Origin of the sequence: Streptomyces sp. WMMC500 (assembly GCF_027497195.1) — a bacterium.
Taxonomy (GTDB): domain Bacteria; phylum Actinomycetota; class Actinomycetes; order Streptomycetales; family Streptomycetaceae; genus Streptomyces.
Map to the genome: position 1 here is coordinate 991,469 of NZ_CP114905.1, position 19,056 is coordinate 1,010,524.

The 19,056-nt window shown below is 73.1% G+C and carries 14 protein-coding genes and 1 pseudogene; 3 read left to right on the forward strand and 12 right to left on the reverse strand.

Annotation, left to right across the window (positions count from 1 at the left end):
* Positions 1-6: 6 nt before the first annotated feature.
* From O7599_RS04105 to O7599_RS04125, 5 genes and pseudogenes are all read right to left on the reverse strand, one after another.
* On the reverse strand, positions 7-408 hold the full coding sequence (locus O7599_RS04105) for an SseB family protein (RefSeq protein ID WP_281620704.1): 402 nt from the start codon (positions 406-408) through the stop codon (positions 7-9).
* Between the two features lie 155 nt (positions 409-563).
* Positions 564-989: an ANTAR domain-containing protein gene (locus O7599_RS04110; protein ID WP_281620705.1), complete on the reverse strand. Its 426-nt coding sequence runs from the start codon at positions 987-989 to the stop codon at positions 564-566.
* A 29-nt stretch (positions 990-1,018) separates the two neighbouring features.
* Positions 1,019-2,287: an SMI1/KNR4 family protein gene (locus O7599_RS04115; protein WP_281620706.1), complete on the reverse strand. Its 1,269-nt coding sequence runs from the start codon at positions 2,285-2,287 to the stop codon at positions 1,019-1,021.
* Between the two features lie 232 nt (positions 2,288-2,519).
* Positions 2,520-3,143, reverse strand: a pseudogene (locus tag O7599_RS04120) (response regulator); the annotation flags it as partial.
* On the reverse strand, positions 3,140-7,450 hold the full coding sequence (locus O7599_RS04125) for a HAMP domain-containing protein (RefSeq protein ID WP_281620708.1): 4,311 nt from the start codon (positions 7,448-7,450) through the stop codon (positions 3,140-3,142). The gene O7599_RS04125 and the pseudogene O7599_RS04120, both read right to left, overlap by 4 nt.
* 173 nt (positions 7,451-7,623) lie before the next feature.
* Between O7599_RS04125 and O7599_RS04130 the strand changes: the two genes are divergently transcribed.
* Positions 7,624-9,444 (forward strand): SpoIIE family protein phosphatase, encoded by a 1,821-nt coding sequence (locus O7599_RS04130; protein ID WP_281620709.1) that lies wholly within the window; start codon positions 7,624-7,626, stop codon positions 9,442-9,444.
* 128 nt (positions 9,445-9,572) lie between these two features.
* Here O7599_RS04130 and O7599_RS04135 read toward each other — a convergent pair whose 3' ends face one another.
* From O7599_RS04135 to O7599_RS04160, 6 genes are all read right to left on the reverse strand, one after another.
* Positions 9,573-10,184, reverse strand: a complete 612-nt coding sequence (locus O7599_RS04135; RefSeq protein ID WP_281623276.1) for an SDR family oxidoreductase — start codon at positions 10,182-10,184, stop codon at positions 9,573-9,575.
* Positions 10,139-10,381 (reverse strand): hypothetical protein, encoded by a 243-nt coding sequence (locus O7599_RS04140; protein WP_281623676.1) that lies wholly within the window; start codon positions 10,379-10,381, stop codon positions 10,139-10,141. Before O7599_RS04140 ends, O7599_RS04135 begins: the two co-directional genes overlap by 46 nt.
* Before the next feature lie 136 nt (positions 10,382-10,517).
* On the reverse strand, positions 10,518-11,840 hold the full coding sequence (locus O7599_RS04145) for a PQQ-binding-like beta-propeller repeat protein (RefSeq protein WP_281620710.1): 1,323 nt from the start codon (positions 11,838-11,840) through the stop codon (positions 10,518-10,520).
* A 449-nt stretch (positions 11,841-12,289) separates the two neighbouring features.
* Complete coding sequence (locus tag O7599_RS04150) at positions 12,290-13,126, reverse strand: hypothetical protein (RefSeq protein ID WP_281620711.1); 837 nt, start codon at positions 13,124-13,126, stop codon at positions 12,290-12,292.
* Positions 13,127-13,458: 332 nt separating this feature from the next.
* Complete coding sequence (locus tag O7599_RS04155) at positions 13,459-14,628, reverse strand: amidohydrolase family protein (protein ID WP_281620712.1); 1,170 nt, start codon at positions 14,626-14,628, stop codon at positions 13,459-13,461.
* A complete protein-coding gene (locus O7599_RS04160; protein ID WP_281620713.1) occupies positions 14,625-15,836 on the reverse strand; it encodes an MFS transporter in 1,212 nt (403 codons plus the stop codon). Before O7599_RS04160 ends, O7599_RS04155 begins: the two co-directional genes overlap by 4 nt.
* Positions 15,837-15,930: 94 nt before the next feature.
* Here O7599_RS04160 and O7599_RS04165 point away from each other — a divergent pair, with 94 nt between their 5' ends.
* On the forward strand, positions 15,931-16,398 hold the full coding sequence (locus O7599_RS04165; RefSeq protein WP_281620714.1) for a MarR family transcriptional regulator: 468 nt from the start codon (positions 15,931-15,933) through the stop codon (positions 16,396-16,398).
* 197 nt (positions 16,399-16,595) lie between these two features.
* On the opposite strand, the gene O7599_RS04170 is transcribed toward O7599_RS04165, so the two are convergent.
* Positions 16,596-17,534, reverse strand: coding sequence for an aldo/keto reductase (locus tag O7599_RS04170; protein ID WP_281620715.1), 939 nt, complete (start codon positions 17,532-17,534; stop codon positions 16,596-16,598).
* Positions 17,535-17,580: 46 nt separating this feature from the next.
* Between O7599_RS04170 and O7599_RS04175 the strand changes: the two genes are divergently transcribed.
* Positions 17,581-19,035 (forward strand): PLP-dependent aminotransferase family protein, encoded by a 1,455-nt coding sequence (locus O7599_RS04175; RefSeq protein ID WP_281620716.1) that lies wholly within the window; start codon positions 17,581-17,583, stop codon positions 19,033-19,035.
* Positions 19,036-19,056 lie beyond the last annotated feature (21 nt).

A 19,056-nucleotide genomic window follows, 5' to 3' on the forward strand; every position in this document is an offset into this window, starting at 1 on the left:
TCTCGTTCAGGCGGTGGCCAGCAGGTCCCGCACTCCCTGGGCCGTCAGGGAGACCTCCTCCGGCGCGCCCGCGTCGATGACCAGAGACGGGCCGTCCGAGGGCCAGCCGCGCGCGAGGTCGCCGAGCGCGACCGCGTTGTAGTGCTGGATCTCCGGGAAGACCTGCTCAAGGCGGTCGGCGGAGGTGAAGACGGGCACGAGGCGGGTGCCGTCGCCCTGCTCCACCACCGGCAGGCTCAGCGCCTGCGGCTGCTCGGGCCCGATGGGCTCCTCGGCCGGAGCGGGGTCGGGCAGCAGCACCCGGCTCTCGGCGAGCGTGTGCAGTGCCTCCTGGTCCGGACCGTTCTCGGCGACGGTGTGCAGCGCCTGCTGGGCGGCGGAGCGCTGGCCGTCCGGGTGGTACGTCATGGGTGTCCCTTCCGTGTGCGGCAGGACCGGTCGTGGCGCGGGTTCCCCGGCACAACGGGCTGAAACCGGAGTGCATCGCCGACCGTTTTGCCCCGTTTGATGCGGCATGCACGTGCCCTCGCCCTGCGGGGGCCGCCCCGGGGACGGTGCGGCGCCTACCCCTCGCGCTTCTTCTTGTCCCCGGTGCCCCAGCGCACCTTGCTCATGGCCCTCCGCAGCGGAACCCGCAGGTCCGGCGGCAGCGGCCGGCCGGCCGCGGAGGCGAGGAGGGCTTCGGCCACGTGCCGTAGCGGGATGTTGGCGTGCTGGGACGCGTCCAGCAGCACCTCCCAGGCCTCGTCCTCGTCCGCCCCGAGCACGGCGATCAGTACGCCGCGTGCCTGGTCGACTACCGGCCGGCTTTCGATGGCCTGCTTGAGCTGCGCGTTCTCCTCGCTCAGCTCGATCAGCCGCCGGGCCACGTGTGCGAGCAGGTCGGAAGAGACCTCCGCCTCGCCGACGGCCGTCTCGATCTCCACGACGAGGTCGTCCGGGTGCGCGGGCACGGCGGAGGAGCGGCTCTGTGGGCGGGGAGGTCGCATGGAATCCCTCCTTCCCGGGTCCGGCACGTTCATGGCCGTCGTGCAGCCGAGGGCGGTTCGTCGTCCATGATCTCCCAGACCGTCGGGGACCGCTCCTCGGAGCCGGGGCGGTGGGGGTGGACGCCGACGACGGCCAGCGGAGGCAGGCCGTCGCATGCGGACAGTTCCTCCCACTGGTCCCGGGTGACCTCCAGGTACCGCAACTCCGCCAGGTCGGCCACGGTGGCGAGGTCGGCGACGGCTGCCGCCGCGATGTCGAGTGCCCACAGGCGGGGCAGCCCTCGGAGCGGAGCCAGCTCGACGGGGCGCGCGCAGGTGACCGACAGCGCGCGCAGTTCCCGGTTGCGGGCCGGCGCCGTCAGGTCGGCCGATGCCACGTCGAGTTCCAGGTACTCCACCGGACGGTCGCCGACCGGTGTCAGGTCGGGCGAGCCCGTGCTCGTCAGCCGCAGGGAACGTACCTCGGGCAGTACGGCGAGGAAGGCGGAGTCCGTCACGTCGCTCACCCGGACCTCCTGCACGCGCGGCCCGGCCCGCTCGGCCCGTGCGGGCGTGGGCCGGGAGTCGCCGTACGTGGCGTGCCCGCCCGGCGGGTCCGGAAGGCCCGCTTCGATCCACAGGTTCTTGCCGCTGCGGCGGTGGTCACCGCGTTCCAGCGCTTCCACCAGCCGGCACAGGAACGTGGTGACGGAGTCGGCGACGTGGACCGGCCCCTCCGTGTAGTCGACGCCCACCTCGATGACCTGGCCGGGGCGGCCGCCCGGTCCCGGCTCCATGTCCACGGCCAGCCAGTTGCCGCCCGTGTCGCTGGCGAACCGTATCCACCCGGCACGCAGCGGGGACCTCCGGACCGCGTTCGGCGGACAGGCGTCGAAGACGACCTCGCGCCAGGGTTCGACGTCCAGGTCCCGGGCGATGTCCAGCCACTCGTCGTCCTGCTCGCCCAGTTCGGCGACGGCGAGCCAGGGGTGCCGGTCGAACAGGGCGTTGACGAGGTCACCGTCGCCGTCGGCGATGCCGTACAGGGCGCGCAGGTCCGGGGGCAGCGGGAAGCCCAGCTTCTCCTCCGCCGCCGCGATGTCCGCCTCGCCCGCCGGCCCGGGGAGCTCCTGCTCGTACCCGAGGATGTCGGCCGTCAGCCGCCGGTAGCGGTGGAAGAGCCGCACCGCCTCGTCCGGATCGCCGGCGGGATCGGTAGCCTCGGGCGGCCCCTCCTGCTCGTCGCCCCGATCGGGTGGCAGGAAGTCCTCGTCGATCACGTACAGGATCGGCTGCCGGGGTGGGGAGTGCGTCGCCATGCGGCCGGAACCTAGCACCCGGCACCGACACCGCGGAGCGGGCCGTCGCGGCGGGCGGCTGCCTTCCGGACGAGGCTGCCGGCCCCGGCCCGCGTCAGGGGCGGTCCGGTCGGACGCTCCCGTCGTCGGCGGCCCGGCCGGGGGCGCTGCCGCCCTCCGGTTCCGCCGCGCCACCGCCGGCGTGGTCTCCCGCGTCCGGCCCGGCGTCTTCACCGCCGTACGTGCCGCCCTGCCGGGCGAGGTCGTGCACCGACGTCTCCAGGATCCTGACCCGGTCGGCGAGGGCCGGCCCGGTGAGGTCCGTCCCCTCCCGCAGCGACGACTCGACCTCCGCCAACTGCCGCCCGATGTCGCTCAGCCGTTCCCGGAACCCCGCGTCGCCCCTCTGGTCGGTGAGCAGCAGGCGCTGCAACTGCTCCGCCTGCACGGCGAGTTGCCGGTTCTTGCGGTGCAGCTCCAGGAAGACGTTGACCTTGGTGCGCAGTATCCAGGGTTCGACCGGCTTGGACAGGAAGTCGGCGGCGCCCACCGCGTAGCCGCGGTAGGCGTAGTCGGGGTCGATGCCGTGGCCGGTGAGCAGGATGATCGGGACGTCCTTGGTCTGGTCGAGCCGCTTGATGTTCGCGGCGGTCTCGAAGCCGTCCATTCCCGGCATCATGATGTCCAGCAGGACGACGGCGAACTGCTGCCGCAGCATGGCCTTCAGCGCCTCCTCACCGGAGTGGGCGAAGACCACGCGCTGGCCGAGCGGGCCGAGGACCGCCGCCAGCGCGACCAGGTTCTCCTCCATGTCGTCGACGATGAGGATGCCGGCCGGGTCCGGGGCGTGGGGCGTCGACGTGGTCGGGGCCGTCATGCGGCGCGCCCGGGTGCCGTCGGGCCGTCGCCGCGCGCGTCGCCGTCGTGGCCGGCCGCGCCCGCGGGGCCGTCGTCCGCGGCCGGTCGGCCGCCCGCCGGCCGGTCCTGGGAGTCGAGTTGTTCGTAGATCGCCGCGAGCAGCCGGTCGACGTTGACCGGCTTCGGAACGTAGCCGTCCGCACCGGCCTCGATGGCCTTCTCCCGGTCACCCGGCATGGCCTTGGCGGTGAGGGCGATGATCGGCATACCGGCCAGGCGCGGGGTCGCACGGATGGTACGGATCACCTCGTAGCCGTCGATCTCCGGCATCATGATGTCCATCAGCACCAGCGAGATCTCCGGCCAGCGGTCCAGGAGCTCCAGGCCCTCGCGGCCGTTCTCGGCGTACTTCACGGAGATCCCGACCCGGCCCAGCATGTGCGTCAGGGCGAAGACGTTGCGGATGTCGTCGTCCACGATGAGCACCTGCCGCCCGGTCAGCACCCGGCCGGGCCGGCCGCTGAGCCACTGCCTCAGCCGGGTCGTCTCCGGCCAGGTGTCCGGCCGTTCCCGCTCCGCCGGACCCTCGGCGCCGGCCGCTTCGTGGCGGGGTGCCGGCGCCGCGGTGCGGGACGCGTCGCCCTCCGCGCCCCGGGAGGGAGCGCGGATCGCGGGCGTCGGCCGCGTCTCGGCGGGACGGCCCCGCGCCTCGGCGCGGCCGCCCGGCGTCTCGGCACCGCCGCCCCGCGTCCCGCTCCGGTCCGCCGCGGCCCGCATCTTCGACGGGCCGCGCAGCTCCGCGGGCTCGATCTGCGGCGTAGCACTCCCCGAGGCGACCGCCAGCGCCTTGCGGGGCAGCCGCGCCGGTACGTACAGCGTGAACCGCGAGCCCACCCCCTCCTCGCTCTCCGCGTCGATGCGCCCGCCGAGGAGACCGGCGATCTCCCGGCTGATGGACAGGCCCAGCCCGGTGCCGCCGTACTTGCGGTTGGTGGTGCCGTCGGACTGCTGGAACGCCTCGAAGATCACGTCGAGCTTCTCGGCCGGGATGCCGATGCCCGTGTCGGCCACGGAGAACGCGAGCACCGCCTCCGCGTCGCGCAGCGTGTCCTCCGCGAACTCCTCCGACGGGACCCGCTCCACCCGCAGTTCCACCCTCCCCTTGCTGGTGAACTTCACCGCGTTGGACAGCAGGTTGCGCAGCACCTGCTGGATGCGCTGCTGGTCGGTGTGCAGCTCGGACGGCACGTCGTCGCCGACGGTGACCTCGAATCCCAGCCCTCGGTCGATCGTCAGCGGCCGGAACGTGGCGCGGACGTAGTCGAGCAGCTTGGTCAACGGGATCCGTTGCGGGCGCACGTCGGTCCTGCCCGCCTCCACCTTGGACAGGTCCAGGATGTCGTTGATGAGCTGCAGCAGGTCGGAGCCCGCCTGGTGGATGGTGCTCGCGAACTCCACCTCCTGGTCCGACAGCCGCCCGTCGGCGTTGTCGGCGAGCAACTGGGCGAGGATCAGCAGGGAGTTCAGCGGCGTGCGCAGCTCGTGCGACATGTTCGCCAGGAAGTCCGACTTGTACTGGGACGACGTGGCCAGCAGCGACGCCTTCTCCTCCAGCTCCGCGTTGGACCGCTGGAGCTCCTCGGAGCGGGTGCGCAGCTCCGACGTCAGCCGCTGCGACTGGGAGAGCAGGGCCTCGGTGCGGGCGTTGGCGAGGATGGTGTTGAACGAGACACCGATGGTGTGCGCGAACTGGTCGACGAAGGTCAGTTGGATCTCGTTGAACTTGCTGAACGAAGCCAGCTCGATCACGCCCAGCATCCGGTCCTCGAAGAGGATCGGCAGGATGAGGATGCTGGAGGCCGGGGCCGAGCCCAGGCCGGACTCGACGGTCACGTAGTCCTGCGGGGCGTCCTCGATCAGGATCCGTTGCTTCTGCTGCACGGCCTGGGCGATCAGCCCGCGGATCGGGGACTCCGACTGGAGGTCGTCCCGGCCGCGACCGCCGACCCCGTAGTCCGCGATGAGTTCCAGGCCCTCGCCGTCCGCCGCGGCCGAGTCGACCCGGAAGAAGAGCTCGGAGTGCGCGTTCACCAGCGGTGCCAGTTCGCGCAGGATCAGGTCGGCGACCTCCACCATGTCGCGGTGGCCCTGCATCAGGCCGGCGATGCGGGTCAGGTTGGACTCCAGCCAGTCCTTGGTACGGGTGGTCTCCCGCAGGTTGGAGACCATGCGGTTGACGTTGTCCTTCAGGTCGGCCACCTCGCCCTGCGCCTCCACGCTGATGGACCGCGACATGTCGCCCTTGGCGACCGAGCTCGCCACTTCCCCGATGGCGCGCACCTGCGTGGTGAGGTTCAGGGCTAGTTCGTTGACGCCCCTCGTCAGCCGCTTCCAGTTGCCGGACACGCCCTCGACGCGCGCCTGGCCGCCGAGGATGCCCTCGCTGCCGACCTCGCGCGCCACCCGGGTCACCTCGGAGGAGAACGACGACAGCGTGTCCACCATGGTGTTGAGGGTGGTCTTCAGCTCGAGGATCTCGCCGCGCGCGTCGACGTCGATCTTCTTCGACAGATCACCGTTGGCGACCGCCGTGGCCACCTGGGCGATGTTCCGGACCTGCGAAGTCAGATTCGACGCCATGAAGTTGACGTTGTCCGTCAGGTCCTTCCACACCCCGGAGACACCGTGCACCTGGGCCCGCCCGCCCAGCTTGCCCTCGGTGCCGACCTCGCGCGCCACCCTGGTCACCTCGTCGGCGAAGTCACGCAACTGCTGCACCATGCTGTTCACGGTGGTCTTGAGTTCGAGGATCTCGCCGCGCGCGTCGACGTCGATCTTCTTCGACAGATCACCGTTCGCCACCGCGGTGGTCACCAGGGCGATGTTCCGGACCTGCGAAGTCAGATTCGACGCCATGAAGTTGACGTTGTCCGTCAGGTCCTTCCACACCCCCGACACGTCTCTGACCTGCGCCTGACCACCGAGGTTTCCGTCGGTGCCGACCTCGCGCGCCACCCGGGTCACCTCGGAGGAGAACGCCGACAACTGATCCACCATCGTGTTGAGGGTGGTCTTGAGTTCGAGGATCTCGCCGCGCGCGTCGACGTCGATCTTCTTCGACAGATCACCGTTGGCGACCGCCGTGGCCACCTGGGCGATGTTCCGGACCTGCGAAGTCAGATTCGACGCCATGAAGTTGACGTTGTCCGTCAGGTCCTTCCACACCCCCGACACGTCCTTCACATGCGCCTGACCACCGAGCATGCCCTCGGTGCCCACCTCGCGCGCCACCCGGGTGACCTCGTCGGCGAACGCCGACAACTGATCCACCATCGTGTTCACCGTGCTCATGAGCTGGTGGATCTCACCGCGCGCCTCCGCCGTGATCTTCTGGCTGAGGTCGCCGCGGACCACCGCCGTGGTCACCTGGGCGATGTTGCGGACCTGCGAGGTGAGGTTCGATGCCATCAGGTTGACGTTGTTCGTCAGGTCCTTCCACACCCCCGACACGTCCCTGACCTGCGCCTGGCCACCGAGGATGCCGTCGGTGCCGACCTCGCGCGCCACACGGGTGACCTCGTCGGCGAACGCCGACAACTGATCCACCATCGTGTTCACCGTGAGCTTCAGCTCCAGCAACTCCCCGGCGGTCTCGACCGTCACCTTGCGGGTCAGGTCTCCGCTGGCCACCGCGGTGGTCACGGCGGCGATGTCGCGCACCTGCAGTGTCAGCCGGGAGGCCATGGTGTTGACCGCTTCGGTCACGGCGTACCAGGAGCCGGAGAGCCCCCGCACGCTGGCCCGGCCGCCGAGCCGGCCCTCGGTGCCGACCTCGTGGGCCACCCGCATCACCTCGCCGGTGAAGGCGGACAGGTGATCCACCACTCGGTTGAGCCCCACTCCCAGACTGCGCAGCTCGCCGTGGAGCTGGCGGGTGCCGACCCGGAGTTCCACGTGCTGGTTCAGGTCCCCCTCCGCCACCGCCTCCAGCACCCGGGTGGCGTTCGTCATCGGCACGGCGAGCGCGTCGAGCAGGTCGTTCGCGTCGTGCACGATCTGCGCCCAGTCGCCCGGTCCGGTGCTGGCGGAGATCCGCTCGTCCAGCACGCCTTCCCGTGCCACCACCCCCCGCACCCGGCGCACCTCCGACGAGAAGTGTGCGTTGCGTGCGGCCACCCGGTTGAACGCCTCGGCCACCTCGCCCAGCACGCCCTCGCCGTCGTCCGGCAACCGCACCGAGAAGTCGCCCTCGCTCAGCGACCTGAGCGCGGTCACCAGCGGGCGCAGCTCGGCCGTGCGTACCGACTGCTTCTCACGGTCCTCCATCACGCCCATCCCTGCACGTTCCCCGCATGGCCTGCGGCCGGTCGGCCCCTCCGGGTCCACCTCTCACCTCGGAGGGTTTTGTCCATTATATTAGATTTGTCATGGTTGGATTCTTGAGGTGACCAGGGCCCCTCCCCCCAGGGCACCGGCGGTCACCCAGGCAGGAGCCATTCGTGGAGGCCGTCTCTTCGGGCAGCCCCGGCGGGCAGGACGGGTCCGGTACGCGCACGGCGCTCCCGGCCGGCCGGCAGGCGCCGGCCCGGGCGCGCGCGTTCGTGCGAGCCGTGATCACCGAGCGGGCACTGGCGACCTCCTCGCCGGGCCCGGAGACCGAGCAGTTGGCGGACGACGCCGCGCTGCTCGCCGGTGAGCTGGTCACCAACGCGCTGATCCACGCCGGCACCCCGATGGAGCTGGTCTGCCAGGTGGAGACGGACCCGGGTGCGGACAAGGCGCTGACCGGCGCCCGGATCGAGGTGTACGACCGGCAGCCGGCCGCCACCGTGCCGGGCGCGGCGGACGGTGCGGGCAGCGGCCGCGGGCTGGGGCTCCAGATCGTGTCGACCCTCGCCGACTCCTGGGGGATCATCTACCGGCACACCGAGAAGGCGGTGTGGTGCCGTCTGCCCCTCCCCGCCCCGGGCGAGACGCAGGTGCCGGTCGGCCCGCTCAACCCGGTGCTCTACCGGCAACTGGAGGCCACGGAGCTGGCCCATCCGCCCGCACGTACCGAGTACCGCGGCCAGGCCGGCGCGGGGGGCCGCGCCGGGACGCTCCTCGCCGAGGCGAGTGAACTGCTGGCCGGACAGCTCGACGAGAACATGGTCGCCGCCCTGGCCACCCAGCTCATGGTGCCCCGGCTCGCGGACTGGTGCGCCGTCTGGCTGCTCACGGAGGACGGCCAGATGCGCCTGACCAGCGTGTGGCACGAGGACGAGGAACGCATCGGCCCGCTCCGCGGCGATCTCGAGAACGAGGCGCCGCCGCAGAAGCTGTGGACCACGGGCACCCCCTGGCCGTGGCCGGAGAGCGCCGGGACGGATGACGGCGGCTCGGCGCTCGCGTTCTCCCTGGTCTCCGGCGGGACGTACCGGGGCACGCTGCTGATCGGCCTGGCCGGCCCGCCCGAGATCACCGACTCCATGGCCCACGTCGTGGAGGACGTCTCCCGCCAGGTCGCCCAGGCGCTCGTCACCGCCCGCCAGTACACCCGCCAGAAGAGCATCAGCCGGGCCCTCCAGCGCCGGCAGCTCCCGGCCACGCTGGGCAGGCTGCCCGGCATGGAGTCCGCGATCGTCTACGAGCCCCACGCCAGCGGGCAGACCGTCGGGGGCGACTTCTACGACCTCTTCCCCACCGGCGACGGCCGGTGGTGCTTCCTCCTGGGCGACGTGCAGGGCAAGGACGCCGAGGCGATGTCGGTGACCGGCCTGACCCGCCACCTGGTGCGGCTGCTCGCCCGCGAGGGCCACGGCGTGGAGTCCGTGCTGCGCTGGCTGAACGCGATGCTGGCGGAGGACGCCGCGGAAGCGGTGAACGCCGGCGGGGAGGGGGCGCAGCCCCGCTTCCTCAGCATGGTCTACGGGGAGCTGACCCCCGACCCGGGCGCGGGCGGCGCCCAGTGCCGCCTCGCCAGCGCCGGCCACCCCCTGCCGCTGCGGATGAGCGCCGAGGGGGAGGTGGGCTCGGTGGTCCGCTCCCAACTGCTGCTCGGCATCGACGAGGACGCCGAGTTCAGCGCCGACACCTTCCGGCTCGCCCCCGGCGAAACCCTGCTGTGCGTCACGGACGGCGTCACCGAGCGCCGTGACGGTCAGCGCCTCCTCGACGACGAGAACGGCCTCGCCGGCATCCTGCGCGAGTGCGCGGGCATGGGCGCGATGGCCGTGGCCGAACGGATCCGCCAGGCCACCCACGACTTCAGCCCCGAGCCCGTGGAGGACGACCTCGCCGTGGTGGTCCTCCACGCGGAGGCGCGACGGCCGTACAGGTGAGGTTGCCGCCCGGGCTGTGTCGACGAGCCTCTATGTTGGCGGACTTCGATCCACCGGCTGGACCACCTGGGAGTCGAGGTGACCTCCACGAGGAGGCCCGGCAGGCCACGGCCCGGCTGGACCGGGCCTCAGCGGAGCGTGATGACGTTGCCCGTCAGGAGCGCGGCGTCGTCGGAGGTGAGAAACACGATGGTCTTGGCGACGTCGGACGGCGCCGCGACGTGGAAGTGCGTGCCGCTCGCCGCGACGAACCGGCGCACCTCGTCCGTGATCCACCCGGTGTCGGTCACCGGCGGGTGCACGACGTTCGCGGTGATGCCGACATCGGCCAGCTCCGCGGCGGCGGACAGGGTGTAGTCGGCCTGCGCGGCCTTGGCGGCTCCGTACGAGACCTCACCGGGAAAGCCGAGGTCCCCGCCCGAGGTCAGGCCGACGATGCGCCCCCACGTCGCCCCACGGGCGAGGTGCCGCCGGGCCAGCTCACCGATCAGCAGCGCCGGGGCCATCGCGTCGACGGCGAACTGCCGGGACCACGTCTCGGCGGTCACCGCGCGCAGCGGCCGGCCGAACCGGTCGGCCGGCCGGGGCGTGAAGGAGTCCTGGATCCAGCCGGACGCGTTGTTGATCAGGATGTCGACCGCGCCCAGCCGCTGCTCGGCCGCGTCGAAGATGGCCGCGGGAGCCGCCGGGTCCCTCAGGTCCGCCTCCAGCGCCTCGGCCCGCCCTCCTGCCCCGCGGATCTCTCCTCCGCGACCTCCTCCCCGCCGGCGGCCCGGGCACGCCGGTAGTCGTCCGTCGCCTCCTCCTCGGCTTCGCGCAGGTAGGTGCAGAGCACACCCACGCCGCGGGCGGAAAGAGCCCGTGCCACCGCCGCCCCGATTCCGTGATTGGCACCGGTCACGACGGCGACGTGATCCGTACCGGACGTCTTCGGCATGACGAAGTTGTAGCAGACCGAGAACACACCCCGACACCGGTTGACGTGCGACGTTCGCCGTCTCTCCACAGACCGCGCGGGGTGTCCGCGATCCGGCTGAGCCAGTGGGCGCCGGCGGGGCGATCCGGGGGGATGTTCAGCGGTCGGCCGGGTGGACGTCGACCCCGTTCCCCGCGGCGACCAGCCCCGCGTAGCCGTTGACCTGCTGCGGTGCGATGCCGGGCGCCTTCCCGAGGACCTCGCCGGTGCGGGCGTCCCGCACCGCCAGCCCCTCCCCCGTCTTCAGGTACAGGCGGTCCTCGTACGAGGCGGAGACCTCGCCCTCCCACTCCTCGGACGGGAGCTGCCACAGGACCTTTCCGCCGGCGGTGTCCAGACCGATCGCGCCGCCCCGCTCCTCGCCCCCCTTGTCGCTCCCGTCGTCCCCGTCGCTCTCGTCGCTCGCGGCGAGCACCACCGTCGTGCCGCCCTCGCCCTCCCAGCACGACATTCCGCTGACCAGGCCGTCGTCCCGGGTGTGGGTGACCTCGCCGCTGCCCACCTCGACGAGGCGCGGGCCCTTCTCGTCCTCGAAGTCCTCGAACGCCAGCCAGGGGCCGCAGGGCGCGATCGAGGCGTACTTGGAGCTGTCCTCGCTCCACGTGGGCTCGCCGTCGGCCAGCATCGCCCCCAGCACGCGTATCCCGCCGCCGTCACGGAACGACATGCCCGCGAGTTCGTCGCCGGACCCCGCCATGGCCAGGAAGTCCTCCCGCTCCCAGACGAGCTTCGGCTCGTCGAGATCGACGCCCAGGGAGCCCAGGATGCGATCGTCCTTCGCCACCTGGACGACGGCCTTGCCGTCATGGGCGTGGAGCACGGGCGCGGAGAGCTTCGCGGCGCTCTCGTCCGCCAGGACCTCCGGCTCGACGAGCAGTCTCCACAACCGCTCGCCCGTCTCCGCGTTCGCCGCCAGGATCTCCACCGCGAGGTCCTGCCGCTGTCCCCTGACGGGTACGGCGGCCACCACCGCCTGGGTGCCGCCTATCCGGGCGAGCAGCGGCCGGGGGAGCCGGCGCTGGGCGCCCTGCTGCTCCAGCTCCGCGGCCTCGTCCTCATCCGGTCGCCCCAAGGGGTCCTGCCACGCCTCGTGCAGCGGCCGCCGCTCGGGCTTCAGGCGGGTGACGTCCTTCCCCGTGGCCAGGTCCACCATGGTCAGGCCCGTCTCGTCCGCGACCCAGGCGTTCTGCCGGTGCAGGGCGACCGGCGGGTGCCGCACCGGCCCGGTCTCGATGGAGAAGGCGGCGTCGGTCGCGAACGCCGTCGCGGCGGGCGGCTCTTCGGACGCCGCCGGGGCCTCGGAGGGCTGCCGGGACGTGCGGCGTTCGTCGCCGTCCCCGTCACCACCGCATGCCGCCGCGAGGGCCAGCAGCGCGGCGACGGCCAGGGCACGGGAGGACATGTTCGTACGTGTGCTCATGCGGGTGTCCGTCTCTGTCGTCACGCGCTCGTGGCATGCCGCGACGCCGAGAGGGACGGACTGGCCATGCCGAGCGCGGCCAGCCTAGGGAGCGTTCCTGAGCAGAACCTTGATGATTTCTGTCGTCGCCGGTGAAGCTCACGCACCGCGGCGCGGAAGACGCCCAGCGCGCACGGTCTGCTGTCGACCCCGGCGCCGCCTACGGGGGCAGGAGGGCGCCGGGGCCGACGTCGGTGGAGCGGAGTCGGGCTCCGCTATGGGGTGGTCAGGCGGTAGGCGGCGGTCGTTCCGGCGCGGTGCCCCGTGCCGACGGTCTCCGACTCACCGTCGCCTTCGAGATTGTGCGCATCGCTCTCCTGATCTCCGCCTGCTGTCGATATGGGTACGCTAACGGCGGCTTCTGTACGAAACCTTGACGAATTCAGGCGAGCGCTCGGTGGCGGATGCCGTCAGGTTTCGTCCTTCCGACGGTGCGGCGATGTTCCGGTCTTCACGACACCGTGCCGGCCGGACCCAGGCGAACCCGACCGGAGGAGCGTGCTCCGCGCCTCGTCGGGGCTCAACGGCGGGAGGATGATCTGGTCGGCACCGGTGGTGGCCACGAGATGGGGCATCTGCCGACGGCTGGTGACCACGGTCGCGCAGCCCGGAGTACCGGGCAGGAGCGGCATCACCTGGTCGGAGTCGCGGGCGTTGTCCAGCACCACGAGGAACCGCCGTCCGGCCAGGAGGCTGCGGAACAGCGCCGTGCGGGCGTCGGTGCTCTCCGGCATCTGCTCGTCGGTGATCCCGAGCGCCCGCAGGAAGCCGCGCAGCGCGTCGGCCGGCCCGGTCGGAGAGTCCGCGGCGGCGAAGCCACGCAGGTTGACGTGCAACTGGCCGTCCGGGAACGCGTCGGCCACCCGGTGTGCCCAGTGCACCGCCAGGGCGGTCTTTCCCGCGCCGGCGGCGCCGGCGAGGACGCAGACCACCGCCTGGTGCGGCCGTCGGGCGGCCGCCCGCGTCACCCGCCCCATCCGGTCCAGGCGGTCCAGACGCTCCAGTTCGGCCTCGCTGCCGACGAACCCCGCGGTGTCGGGCGGGAGTTGCGCCGGGCGCACCGGTCGCCCGGCGTCGGGTGAGCCCTCCCACGAGGAGGTGCGGATCGTGAGACGGGGCTCTCCGGCCTGCTCCCGCCGGTCTCCCGGGTCCGGGCCCAGGTCCAGGGCGGGGTCCCGGCGCAGCACCTGCTCGTGCAGCCGGCGCAGCCCGGGGCCGGGCTCCTCGCCGATCCTCCGGACGAGCACGTCCCGTGTCCTGGCGCACGTCGTCGCCGGCGACGGCCAGCACGTACCCGCCGTTGTCACGGCGGATCTCCGGCGCCGGAGTGCTGCCCTCCTCGGCCCACCGCAGCGTCCGGCGCAGCCGCGAGACGTAGGTGTAGACGACGTCGCGCATGTCCCTGGCCGGCTCGTCGCGCCAGACGCGCGCGATCAGCGTCTCCACCGGCACCAGCCGGCCCGGCGACATCGCCAGCACGGCCATCACGCACCGCTGCTGTGGCGGCCCGAGCGGGTACGGCCGGTCGTCGGAGCCGCGCAGTTCGACGGGCCCCAGCAGCCGCAGGTCGGTCATCCGGTCAGCCTTCCTCTCGCGCACGCGCCCGTGCCTCCCGCCCCGGGGCAGGCGGCCGTTGCGGCTCCGGCTCTCCGGGTACGGGGGGCGGGCCGGCCGGCGTGTGTGCGGCGCCGGCGCGCCAGACGCGGCGGATGCTCCGGGTGGCGCGGATGTCGGCGAGCGGGTCGTCGTCGAGGAGGATCAGGTCCGCGCGCAGTCCCGGCTCGACGGCGCCCCGGTCGGTCAGGCCGAAGGCCCGTGCCGCCAGGCCGGTGGCCGCGCGGAGCGCCTCGGCGGGGCTCAGCCCGGCGGCCACCAGGAGTTCCAGCTCGTGGTGCAGGCTGACGCCGCCCTCGGGCCGAAACGGCACGCCGGCCGTGTCGTTGGCGTCGGTGCCCGCTACGACGCGGACCCCGGCCCGGTGGAGCAGTGCCGCACTGCGGCGGGCGCCCGCGAACCCCTCCGGCCGTCCGGCAGCCGCCGCGACGCCTTCCATCATGGTCAGGGTGGGGACCACGGTGCGGCCCCCGGCCGCGATCCGGTCCACGATCCGGGGGTCCAGAGGAGGGCCGAGTGGGAGGTGGGTGAGGATGTCCGCACCGGCGTCGAGGGCTTGGACGACGGCGTCCTCGGACACCGCGTGCGCGACGACCAGCTTGCCGCGGGCGTGGGCCGCGTGCGCCAGGGCCGTGACGGTGGCGTCGTCCGGACCGCCGTCGGCCGGATCGGCCATGATCTTGAGGTAGTCGCTGCCTTCGGCCAGCCGCGCCGCGACGAACGACTCCGCCTGGTCCGGGTGGGTGACGACGGCGTCGGCCGGCATCGTCGGGAGGCGCGCGTGCAGGCTGCCGGGCCCGATCGCCGGGGTGCCCGCGCTGCGCACGTCGGCCCCGTGCCGCGCGCCGCGCAGCGCGGCCAGCCGCTCCGGCGGGTAGGCCGCCATGTCCAGGGCGGTGGTGACGCCGTAGGAGCAGAGCTTCTCCGGCGTCACCCGGCCGTCGAGGTGGACGTGCGCGTCGATCAGGCCCGGCAGCAGTACCCCGCCGTCGGCCCTGACGACCTCGCCCCCGGCCGGCTCGGTTCCGGCGTGACCGGTGCCGATCACGCCGTCGGCGATAACGACCGTGCGTGGCTCCGACAACGTGTGGCCGTCGAAGACCCGTACGCCGGTGATGATGGTGCGATCGGTCATGCCTTTCTCGCCTGCTTTCGCCTCGGCACGTGCGTGTTCGTAGAGGTGGGTGGTGGTGGGAGTGGTCCGGAGCGGTGCCGGGTGCGAAACGACCACCACAGGGCGATCAGCGCCGCCAGTCCGGTGGCGAACGCGGCGTAGCCGACGCCGCCGCGGCCGGCCAGCCCGTAGCCGAGCGAGCCGACGAATCCGCCGGTGGCGATGCCGAGGTAGATGGTGCTCTGGTGCAGGCCGAGCACGACGGCGGCCGTGCCGGGCGCGGCGTCGACGAGCCGCATCTGCTGCGGAACGTTGACCATCCAGTGCAGCATCGCCCAGGCACCGACGCTGAGCAGCGCCGGCGGCATGGCGACCGCGGCCGGCGGCACCACCAGGACGGCCACGGTCAGTCCCGGCGCGACCACCGCGATCGTGCGGTCCGGGCCGAAGCGGTCCGCGAGCCGTCCGGCGAGAAGGTTGCCGGCCACGGCGCCGGCGCCGAAGACCAGCAGGGCCGGGAACTGGCGGTCCGGGTCGCCGTCCGTGGCCTCCAGCAGCACCTCGTCGATGAAGTTGTAGACCGTCCAACTCGCCGTCAGGCACAGCCAGGTCGCCAGCAGCGTGGCGAGCACGTGCCGGTCACGAAGCGGTGCGACCCGCGTGCCCAGCGAGGTCGCGGGCGCACCGCCGAGCGCCGGCAACAGCCGGAGCGCGGCCATGGGCAGGGTCGCGACCAGTGAGACGAGGCCGAGTACGAGCCGCCAGCCGGCCGCGCCGCCCCACCACGCGCCGAGCGGCAGGCCGAGCGCGATCGCCGTCGTCAGACCGCCCACGACCACCGCTACGGCCCTGCCCTGCCGGTCCGCGGGGGCGAGCCGGCGCGCGACCGCCAGCGCGTTGGCGGTGTACACGCCCGCGCCCACGCCGGCCAGCACCCGCGCCGCGACCGCCCAGGGGAAGGTCGCGGCGATCGCGGTCAGAGCGTTCCCGGCGGCGAAGACGGCCAGCGCGAGGAACAGCAGTTGCCGTGGCGGCCGGTGCCCGGCCAGGGCGGTGAGCACCGGGCCGCCCAGTGCGTAGGCGAGCGCGTAGACCACGACCAACTGCGCGGCGGCGGCCCGGCTGACGTCCAGGTCCGCGCCGATGCGCCCGAGCAGGGGCGCGACGACGAACGTCGAGACGCCGACAACGAAGTTGCCGGCGGCGAGCGTGAACAGCTTCGCGTTCACCGGTCCTTCCCTCCACGCGGAATTCGGTTGAAGACTTCAACTACGTCCTCAGCCTACCGCACTGGTTGAAGACTTCAACTGTTATCCTGGCGTCATGAGTGGCACGCGGTGGCTGGACGACGCTCAGCAGCGCCAGTGGCGCTCCTACGTGGAGGGATCGGCGCTCCTGGTGGACGTGCGGGATCGCCGGCTGCGCAGCCGCCACCACATCTCGCTGGCCGACTTCGAGATCCTGATGCGGCTTTCCGAAGCGCCCGAGGGCCGCATGCGCATGGCCGAACTCGCCGAGCTGTCGTACTACTCGCGCAGCCGGCTCTCGCACACGGTCTCCCGGCTGGAGGCCCGCCGCCTCGTCCACCGAGGCGACGACGCGGACGACGGGCGGGGCGTGGTGGCGTCGCTGACCGAGACCGGGCAGGCGCTGCTGGTCAAGGCCGCCGAGGACAACGTGGAGACCGTGCGCGAGCACTTCGTGGACCTGCTCAGCGCGGCCGAGCTGGAGACGATCGGCCGGGCGTTCCGGAAGGTGGCGGCCAGGATCCACGAGTCCACCGGGGACTGAGACGAAGCTCAGCCCGCCCTTCTCTCCGCGGGCTGCGCGGCGTCGAGCGCCGCGGCGAGGTCGGCCGCCGAGCCGCCGTTCAGCTTCTTCTCGATCGACAGGCCGTCCCCGCCCCCGTGCTCGGCCCCGGCCGCGGCCCCGCCCCGTTCGGCATGCTCCCGGCGCGGCGAGGCCGCCCCGCCGGCCGGCGGGAACGGTCAGGCGGCGGAGTTCAGACGTTCGCGCTGCTCCGCGGTCAGCTTCAGCGAGGTTCCGGCGATCGCCTCGTCCACCTGCTCGACCGTGCTGACGCCGACGACGGCGGTGGCGGCCGGGTTCCCTCCGGTCAGCCACGCCAGCACCACCCGGTTGCGGTCGGTGCCGGTCTCGGCGGCCACGGCGTCGAGCACCGCGAGGCGGCGATCGGTGCCGGGATGGTCGTACTCCGCCGGCAGCGGCCTGTCCGCGCGGGTGTAACGACCGCTCAGCAGCGGCGTGTACGCCCAGAGGGCCGTGTCCGCGTGGTGCTCCAGGTAGTGGAGCACGTCGTCGGTGACCGCGCCGAACCGGTGCACCACGGTGGGCCGGGTGCCCGGGCGGGGTTGCAGGTACGTGTGGTGCTGCTGCACCGCGGTGAAGCCGGCCACGCCCCCGGCCCGCGCGATCTGCCGGGCCCGTTCGAGCTGCCAGGCGGGGTGGTTGGAGCACCCGAGCCGGCCGACCGTGCCCGCGGCCACGAGCTCGGCGAAGGCGGAGACCGTCTCTTCCAGCGGCGTGTCCGGGTCGGGCTTGTGCGCCCAGAACAGCTCCACGTGGTCCGTGCCGAGCCGCCGGAGGCTGCCCTCGATCCCCTTCTTGACGACCGCGGCCGAGAGCCCTTCCGCGGCGGCTCCCGGGACGGCCGCCGTCGGCTCGCAGCCCACCTTGGTGCTGATCTTCACCCGGTCGCGGACGCCCGGGCGGCTCGCCAGCCACCGCCCGAGCAGCGCCTCGCTCTGCCCGCCGAAGCCGGAGGGGTCCTCCCAGAAGGCGTAGCAGTCGGCGGTGTCGATCCAGACGCCGCCGGCCTCCACGTAGCGGTCCAGGATCTCGAACGAACGGCGCTCGTCCACAACCGTGCCGAACAGCATCGCCCCAAGGGCCAGGTTCTCCGTCATGGCAGAAACCGTAGGCGGATTCGGCTCGGCACTATGCTCCAATTCCATGGCGGATTCCCAGACCAATTCCGCGTGGGCGACGCTGCTGGACGTGGGCCGGCCCGCGGGCGGCGGCCGTCGCCTGCACGACCGCCTTGCGCACGCACTGCGTACCGCGATCAGAGACGGCCGGGTGACGGAGGGCGCCGCGGTGCCGCCCAGCCGGGTGCTCGCCGAGGAACTCGGCTGCTCCCGCTGGGTGGTGACGGAGGCGTACGGGCAGCTCACCGCGGAGGGCTACCTCTCCGCCCGGGTGGGTTCCGCCACCCGCGTCTCCTGGGCACCCGACCCCCCGCCGCGGGGCTCCCGCGGCCGCCCGTCCCGTACCGCATCCGCCCGGCCTCCGGTGCGCTACGACCTCGCGCCCGGCCTGCCCGACCTGCGGGCGTTCCCGCGCCGCCGCTGGGCGGAGGCCGTCCGGTCGGTCACCGGCTCGGCCGTCCACTACGACCTCGGCCTGCCCGACCCCGCGGGGCACGCGGCGCCGCGCGAGACCGTCGCGCAGTACCTGCGGCGCTCGCGCGGCGCGGACGCGAGCAGCGAGTCCGTGTCCGTCTGCTCGGGCGTCACCGACGGCCTGGTGCGTACGTGCCGGGCGCTGCGGGCCGAGGGCATCGGCGACCTGGCCGTGGAGGACCCGGGCTGGGGGCGGCTGCGGGACGCCGCGACGAGCGCGGGCCTGCGCGTGCATCCGGTGCCCGTGGACCGTGACGGCCTGTGCGTCGACGACCTCGCGCGCACCCCTGCACGGGCGGTGGTCGTCGGTCCGGCGCACCAGTTCCCCACGGGTGCGGTGCTGTCCCCCGCCCGCCGGGCGGGGCTGGTGCACTGGGCCCGCGAGGTGAGCGGCTTCGTCGTCGAGGACGACTACGATTCCGAGTTCCGCTACGACCGTCATCCCGTCGCCGTCATGCAGGGGATGGACCCCGCGCGGGTCTTCCTCCTCGGCTCGGTCAGCAAGACGCTCTCGCCGGCGCTCGGCCTGGGCTGGCTGGTCGCTCCCCCCGCCATGGCTCCGGCGCTCCGGGCGGCCAACCCCGTCGCCGCGGCACCGCCGGTGCTCGACCAGCTCGCTCTGGCCACCTTCATCGACCGGGGCTGGTACGACGCCCATCTGCGGGCGGCGCGCCGGCGGTTCCGTACCCGCCGGGACCTGCTCGTCGCCACGCTCGGCGCCCGGCTGCCGCACGGGCGGGTCGCGGGCACCGAGGCGGGACTGCACCTCCTGCTGTACCTCCCGGACGGCACCGACACCCGCGCGGCGGTCCGGTCCGCTGCCGCCGCCGGGCTGCGCCTGGCGGACCTCGACGACTACCGCACCGCGCCGTCGGCGCGGCGGGCGCTCGTCCTCGGATACGGCAACATGGGCGACACCGACATCCTCCCGGCCGTCGACCTGCTGCGACGGGTGCTGCGCACGCCGCCGCGCCCGCACGAGGGGGCACACCCGGCCGCGCCTTGAGGCACGGCACGCTCCGCGCCG

Excerpts from the sequence above, each read along its gene's own strand:
- O7599_RS04175 (WP_281620716.1), top strand. The coding sequence starts at position 17,581 with ATGGCGGATTCCCAGACCAATTCCGCGTGGGCGACGCTGCTGGACGTG.
- O7599_RS04155 (WP_281620712.1), bottom strand. The coding sequence starts at position 14,628 with ATGACCGATCGCACCATCATCACCGGCGTACGGGTCTTCGACGGCCAC.
- O7599_RS04115 (WP_281620706.1), bottom strand. The coding sequence starts at position 2,287 with ATGGCGACGCACTCCCCACCCCGGCAGCCGATCCTGTACGTGATCGAC.
- O7599_RS04105 (WP_281620704.1), bottom strand. The coding sequence starts at position 408 with ATGACGTACCACCCGGACGGCCAGCGCTCCGCCGCCCAGCAGGCGCTG.
- O7599_RS04125 (WP_281620708.1), bottom strand. The coding sequence starts at position 7,450 with ATGGAGGACCGTGAGAAGCAGTCGGTACGCACGGCCGAGCTGCGCCCG.
- O7599_RS04145 (WP_281620710.1), bottom strand. The coding sequence starts at position 11,840 with ATGAGCACACGTACGAACATGTCCTCCCGTGCCCTGGCCGTCGCCGCG.
- O7599_RS04140 (WP_281623676.1), bottom strand. The coding sequence starts at position 10,381 with ATGCCGAAGACGTCCGGTACGGATCACGTCGCCGTCGTGACCGGTGCC.
- O7599_RS04170 (WP_281620715.1), bottom strand. The coding sequence starts at position 17,534 with ATGACGGAGAACCTGGCCCTTGGGGCGATGCTGTTCGGCACGGTTGTG.
- O7599_RS04110 (WP_281620705.1), bottom strand. The coding sequence starts at position 989 with ATGCGACCTCCCCGCCCACAGAGCCGCTCCTCCGCCGTGCCCGCGCAC.
- O7599_RS04165 (WP_281620714.1), top strand. The coding sequence starts at position 15,931 with ATGAGTGGCACGCGGTGGCTGGACGACGCTCAGCAGCGCCAGTGGCGC.